Consider the following 6,308-nt stretch of genomic DNA (forward strand, 5'->3'; position numbering starts at 1 on the left):
CCCTTATTTCAAACGCTTGTCGATGCGCACCGACAGGCGGCTGAAAACGGATTGAACGACTTGGACCAAAATGATGAGGAAAATCACCGTAACCCACATCACCGAGGGGACGTGCCGCTGGTGCCCGTACCGGATGGCCAGATCCCCCAGCCCTCCGGCCCCCATGATGCCCGCCATGGCGGTGTAGCCCACAATGGCGATGAGGACCACAGACCCCCCCAGAATCAAGGAGGGCTTTGCCTCCGGCAGGTAGACCTTCCACACAATCTGGAAGGTGGAGGCCCCCATGGACTGGGCCGCCTCAATGACGCCCGCGTCCACCTCGCTGAGGGCGGTTTCCACCATCCGGGCGATGAAGGGGGCGGCGGAAACCACCAGGGGCACCACGGCGCCCTTGATGCCGATTTTCGTGCCCACCACCAGCTTGGTAAAGGGGAACAGGGCAATCATCAAAATGATGAAGGGCAGGGACCGGCCGATGTTGATGACCCAGCCCAAAACCGCGTTGACGGCCCGGTTCGGGCGGATGCCGTGGGGCTGGGTGAGAATCATAACCACGCCCATGGGCAGGCCGATGAGATAGGCCAGCAGGGTGGAAAGGCCCGTCATCAGCAGGGTGTCCCAGACGCCCTCGGCCAAAATGCCGCCGTACTCCGCCCAAAAGGCGGCGGTGAAAATCTCAGCCACGGTACTCCACCTCCTCCACGGTAATGTAAGGCTGGGAACGGATATAGCTCAGGGCCTTGGCGGCCNCGTTGGGATCGTCGGGGAGGCTCAGCAGCATGGTCCCCGTGGCCCTGCCGCCTACGCTGCGGGTGTCCGCCCCCAGGATGCTGACCNTCACCCCGCAGTCGATGGCAAGGGAGGCAATCAGGGGCTGGTTCACCGTGCCGCCGTTGNAGGAGACCCGGGCGGCCCGGGTACCCACGGGGTACTGGGAGACGCTGGCTCCGCCGGGGTACACCAGCCGCCGGGCGGCGTCGGTGGAGGGATTGGAGAAGATGTCCTGCACCGGCCCCAGCTCGGCGACGCTGCCGCCGTCCAGGATGGCCACCCGGGAGCAGATGGCCTCAATGACGCTCATCTGGTGGGTGATGACCNCCACGGTGACGCCCAGCTTGGCGTTGAGGTCCTTCAAAAGCTCCAGAATGGAGACGGTGGTGGTGGGGTCCAGGGCGGAGGTGGCCTCGTCGCAGAGGAGGACCTTGGGGTCCGTCGCCAGGGCCCGGGCCACGGCCACCCGCTGCTTCTGCCCGCCGGAGAGCTGGGCGGGGTAGGCATTCGCCTTGTCCTGAAGGCCCACCAGGTCGAGAAGCTCCTCCGCCCGCTTTTCCGCCTGGGCCTTGGGGACCCCGGCGATCTCCATGGGGAAGCAGACATTTTTCAGGCAGGTCCGCTGCATCAGCAGGTTGAAGCCTTGAAAAATCATGGTGATTTTCCGCCGCTGGAGCCGGAGCTCCTTTTCCGAAAGGGCGGTCATGTCCTTCCCGTCCACCAGGACGGTGCCGGAGGTGGGCCGTTCCAGAAGGTTCATGCACCGGACCAGGGTGGATTTCCCCGCGCCGGAGAGGCCGATGATGCCGAAGATCTCCCCCGGCTGAATGTCCAGGCTGATGTCGTTCAGGGCATGGACCTCGTTGGGCCCGCCGCCGAAATTTTTGGTCAGACGCCGGATTTGGATAATGGATTCGCTCACGATTGCAATGCTCCTTTACGGAAAACTCACAGGAAAACAAAAAAGTCCTTGAAGCGTTCAGCTTCAAGGACGAGCGCAAAACTGCGCCGTGGTACCACCTTGATTCGCGCACCCCCTCGCGGAGGCGGCCTTGCAGAGTGCCAGCACACTCCTGCGCTGTCACGGGCGCTCCCGTCGCGGCCTATGCCCCTGGGNCAGTCGGCGGCGCAACTCCAAGACCATGTTCGGCCGGTCCCTCCGTGCCCCTTTTCACCTCTCGGGGCTCTCTTTGACGGTTCATCCGGCGTACTCTTCTCTTCATCGTCTTTGCGGTTTTCAATTGTTGAAGTGCTTTGTAGTTTACACGGTTTGCCCGGCGCTGTCAACGGCGAAGGGCACAGAAAACTCCTTCCGTCCCCTTGAAATTATCGGCGGAATCCACAAAGGCCCTGGAAAACCGGGAGAAATTTTGCCTGGAAAACAAGAATCGGATTGCAAGTCTCCGGCAAAACTGCTATTATGTTCCGATGAGATTTCAGGCGTTCAGAGAGGGGGGGACAGAGAGGATGGACGAGCGGAAGCGGCGGCGGGCCCACTGGCTCCGGGACTTCCTCTGCGGCGCGCTGATTGGCGCGGGGGCCATTCTGCCGGGGGTCTCCGGCGGGGTGCTGGCGGTGGTGTTCGGCATCTACCGGCCCTTTATGGAGGTGCTGACCCGGCCGCGGAAGGCGGTTCCCCGGTACTGGCGGATGCTGATCCCCCTGTGCCTGGGGTGGGCGGCGGGCTTTCTGGGTGTGGCAAAGGGCGTCGCCGCCGCCATGACCCTCTCCGACGCGGTGACCTATTGGCTGTTCATCGGCCTCATCGCGGGGACGGCCCCCTCCCTCTTCCGGGAGGCGGGGAAGGAGGGCCGCTCCGCCTCCGCCTGGGGGAGCTTCCTCCTCTGCGCGGCGGCGGTGTTCGCGGGGCTTTTCTACGTCAGCCGGGTGGTCCACGTCCAGGTGGAGCCGAATTTCTGGTGGTACAACTTCTGCGGCGCCCTGTGGGGCATGGGGGTGGTCATCCCCGGCATGACCTCCTCCTCCGTCATGATGGCCCTGGGGCTCTACCGGCCCATGCTGGAGGGGCTGGCGCGGCTGGACTTTTTGGTCCTCGCCGCCGCCCTGCCGGGGATGTTTCTCACCATCGCCCTGCTGGCCCGGCTGGTGACCTGGTTCTTCCGGCGGCACTACGCCGTGGCCTTCCACGGGATTTTGGGCTTTGTGATCGCCTCCACCCTGGTGATCATTCCCGCGGAGTACACCGGAGCGGGGGAGATGGCCCTCGCCGCCCTCTGCGCCGCCGCCGGGTTTGGCCTGGCCTTCTTCCTGGCGAGGATGGACAAGTGGGAGGCGGAAACGGCCTGAGGGAGGATCGCCTCCCTCANGCCGCTTTTTGCGGGCCTCAGCCCAGCATGGCCTCCCTGGCCTTTTCAATGTCCGCCGCGTCCTTCATGGAGAAAAGGACGTTGGCGATGAGGGCCACGATGCAGGTCGCCGTTACCGCGTCGTTGAAGATGAAGCGGATGAAGCCGGGGAGCTGGGCCACGGCCTCCGGGTGGGCGGGCACGCCGATGCCGAAGACGAAGGTCAGGCCCATGACCAGGATGTTCCGCTCACTGAAGCCCGCCTTGGCAATCATTTTGATGCCGTTGATCAGAATCATCCCGAAAACCGTGATGATGGCCCCGCCCAGGACGGCGTTGGGTATGGCGGAGAAGATGGCCCCCAGCTTGGGGAAGAAGCCGGAAATCATGAGGATGAAGGCCCCGGTGGCGATGCACCAGCGGTTCACCACCCGCGTCATGGCCACAATGCCCGCGTTCTGGCCGAAGGCCGTGTTGGGCAGTGCATTGAACAGCGCGGCGGTGGTGGAGCCCAGGGCGTCCGCCAAAATGGCGCCGGAGGTCTCCCGCTCCGTGGCCTCCCGGTCAAAGCCCGCCATGGTGATGCCGGAGGTGTTGCCGATGGTCTCCAGACCGGAGGTGACAAACAGGGCGGCAAAGCTCATAATGGCGGCGGGCTGGAAGGTCAGCTGGAACTGCATCGGCAGGGGCAGGCCGAACCAGGCCGCGTCCGCGATGGGGGCGGTGTCCACCATGCCCAGGACAGCGGCCAGAATGTAGCCCGCCACTAACCCGATGAGAATGGCGGCGTTCTTTGCCAGTCCCTTTCCAAAGCGCTGGANGAGAATGACGATGACCAGCACGAAGGAGGCCGCGGCCAGATTTTTCAAGGCCCCGTAGTCCGCCGCTCCCGCGCCTCCGGCAAAGTAGTCCACGCCGATACCCAGCAGGTTTACGCCGATGGTCACCAGCGTGCAGCCCACCACCAGGGGCGGGAAAAACCGGCGGNTGTANTTATAGAAGAAGCCCATGAAGACCTCCACTAAGCTGCCTGCCAGGCATCCCCCCAGCACGGCCCCGATGCCGCCCGCCGCGCCCACGGCGGAGGCGGTGGGCACGAAGGTGAAGGAGGTGCCCATGACAATGGGGAGCCGCGCCCCCACCTGGTACCTGCTTCCAAGGCGCAGGGGATAAAGCTGGATGAAGGTGGTGAGGCCGGAGACGAACATGGCGCACTGGACCATGGTCACCGTGTCCGCGCCGGAGAGTCCGCAGACCCCGGCGATGATGAGGATGGGGGCCAGGTTCGAGGTAAACATGGCCAGCACATGCTGGAGGCCCAGGGGGACCGCCGTGGAGAGGCTGGGACGGCCGTCCAGCTCATAGACCATTTTCCGGTCCTGTTCGCGGGTGTTTTTTCGATCAGCGTTCATGCTGTGTTCCTCCCGTAGCTCCGCGGGAGACCCGCGGAGTGATTTTCAAAATACACTCAGCGGTTCAAATACGCTTGGCAGCAGGCCCGGGCCTCTCGGACCGCTTTTNCCTCGTCGATGCCGGTGAGGCGGCCGTCCTTGACCACGACCCGCCCGTTCACCACCGTGGCGTCCACGGGGCCCTTGAAGCCCACGGTGCCAAGCATGGACTTGACGTCCAGGTCCGCCCCCACCAGCTCCAGCCGGTCCCGGCGGATCATAAACAGATCCCCGGCCTTGCCGGGCTCCAGGGAGCCGATGTCCGCCCGGCCCAGCACCCGGGCGCTGCCCCGGGTGGCGATTTTCAGCAGGTCGTACCCGCTGGGGGCCTTCTCGCTGGAGCACAGACGATGGAGCAGATAGGCCGCGCGAAGCTCTTCCAGAAGATTAGACCCGTCGTTGCTGGCGCTGCCGTCCACAGCCAGGCCCACGGGAACCCCCAGCTCCAGCATCTCGGGAAGCCGGCACACGCCGGAGGAGAGCTTCATGTTGGAGATGGGGCAGTGGGCGACGCCCGTGCCCGTGTCCGCCAGCAGCTTCAATTCTTCATCGTTGAAGTGGATGCCGTGGGCATACCACACGTCCGGGCCCACCCAGCCCAGATCCTCCATATAGGCCAGGGGCCGCTTTCCGTGCTTTTCCAGGACGTAACGCTCCTCGTCCTTCGTCTCACACAGGTGGGTGTGAAGCCGCACCCCCAGATCCCGGGCCAAAATGGCCGACTGGCGCAGCAGCTCCGCCGAGACGCTGAAGGGGGAGCAGGGGGCCAGGGCCACTGTCCGCATAGAGAGGGACCGGGGGTCGTGGTACTTCTCCACCGCCCTCCGGCAGTCCCGGAGAATTTCATCCACGGTCTGGACCACGCTGTCGGGAGGCAGGCCGCCGTCCTTTTTGCTCAGGTCCATGCTCCCCCGGGAGGCGGCCATCCGCACCCCCAGGTCCCCGGCGGCGGCAAACTGGGCCTCCAGCNGGTCCCCGGCCCCGCCGGGGAAGACGTAGTGGTGGTCAAAGACGGTGGTGCAGCCGGTTTTCAGCAGCTCCCCCATGCCCACGATGGAGCTGTGGTAAATTGCATCGCCGTCCAGGTTCTTCCAGATCTCATACAGCGTCCTCAGCCAGTCGAACAGCTCCATGTTCTGCACCTGGGGCAGGTTCCGGCTGAAGGTCTGGTAGAGATGATGGTGGGTATTGATAAGCCCCGGATAGACAATACAGCCTGAGGCATCCAGGACCTCGTCCGCCTCGTGGTATTCAGCCCCTATATAGGCCACGGCCCCGTCCCGAATGAGAATACCGGCGTTTTCCAGTACGGTATCCTGTTCGTCACAGGTGACGATGGCCGAGGCGTTTTTCACAAAAAGACTGCTCATGCGTTACCTCCCAAATACGCGGTTTCCGCGTGAGATCATACGGGCAGGATAAGCGCATGAGCAGCCGCCATGTGCGCACAAAGCGTCCGCTGGTATTGGAGAGCGGCGGTCTTCCTCCGCCGGCGGGGGAAAACAAAAAACCGCCGGAACAAAAAGACCACAAGTTTCAGGGCCAGGCCCAAAAACTTGTAGTCAACTGTTACGGCAGTTGGTAGAAACGCTCATCCGATCATGAACTTATACAAGCCAGTATTTACAGACCGCAGTATATCCGGAAAGGTGAACCTTGTCAAGCGCCCTCCGCCAAATTCCATAAAACGCCTATTTTACACAAGGAATTTTCTACAAATCCCACAACCGCCGCCGCAAGCGAAGCAAAGCGGCCTCCCCCCCTTACCCCCGTCCGT

At 63.5% G+C, this 6,308-nt stretch carries 5 protein-coding genes and 1 riboswitch; of the genes, 1 reads left to right on the forward strand and 4 read right to left on the reverse strand.

Annotated elements, in window-relative coordinates:
• Positions 1–3: 3 nt before the first annotated feature.
• Positions 4–687 (reverse strand): methionine ABC transporter permease, encoded by a 684-nt coding sequence (locus JX325_RS11600; protein ID WP_374220612.1) that lies wholly within the window; start codon positions 685–687, stop codon positions 4–6.
• Positions 680–1,684 carry a methionine ABC transporter ATP-binding protein gene (locus JX325_RS11605; RefSeq protein ID WP_204791281.1) on the reverse strand — a complete coding sequence of 335 codons (1,005 nt, stop codon included), beginning with the start codon at positions 1,682–1,684 and terminating at the stop codon, positions 680–682. Before JX325_RS11605 ends, JX325_RS11600 begins: the two co-directional genes overlap by 8 nt.
• A 557-nt stretch (positions 1,685–2,241) precedes the next feature.
• Here JX325_RS11605 and JX325_RS11610 point away from each other — a divergent pair.
• Positions 2,242–3,081, forward strand: coding sequence for a DUF368 domain-containing protein (locus JX325_RS11610; RefSeq protein WP_204791277.1), 840 nt, complete (start codon positions 2,242–2,244; stop codon positions 3,079–3,081).
• Between the two features lie 37 nt (positions 3,082–3,118).
• Here the strand turns inward: JX325_RS11610 and JX325_RS11615 are convergent, their stop codons facing one another.
• Both JX325_RS11615 and JX325_RS11620 read right to left on the reverse strand, forming a co-directional pair.
• Positions 3,119–4,492 (reverse strand): uracil-xanthine permease family protein, encoded by a 1,374-nt coding sequence (locus JX325_RS11615; protein ID WP_204791278.1) that lies wholly within the window; start codon positions 4,490–4,492, stop codon positions 3,119–3,121.
• A gap of 56 nt (positions 4,493–4,548) precedes the next feature.
• On the reverse strand, positions 4,549–5,901 hold the full coding sequence (locus tag JX325_RS11620; RefSeq protein WP_204791279.1) for an 8-oxoguanine deaminase: 1,353 nt from the start codon (positions 5,899–5,901) through the stop codon (positions 4,549–4,551).
• A gap of 169 nt (positions 5,902–6,070) precedes the next feature.
• A riboswitch (purine riboswitch) is annotated at positions 6,071–6,166 on the reverse strand.
• Between the last annotated feature and the right edge of the window lie 142 nt (positions 6,167–6,308).

The sequence above is a fragment of the Oscillibacter sp. CU971 genome, from assembly GCF_905219725.1.
Taxonomy (GTDB): Bacteria; Bacillota; Clostridia; order Oscillospirales; family Oscillospiraceae; genus Oscillibacter.

Excerpts from the sequence above, each read along its gene's own strand:
- JX325_RS11610 (WP_204791277.1), top strand. The coding sequence starts at position 2,242 with ATGGACGAGCGGAAGCGGCGGCGGGCCCACTGGCTCCGGGACTTCCTC.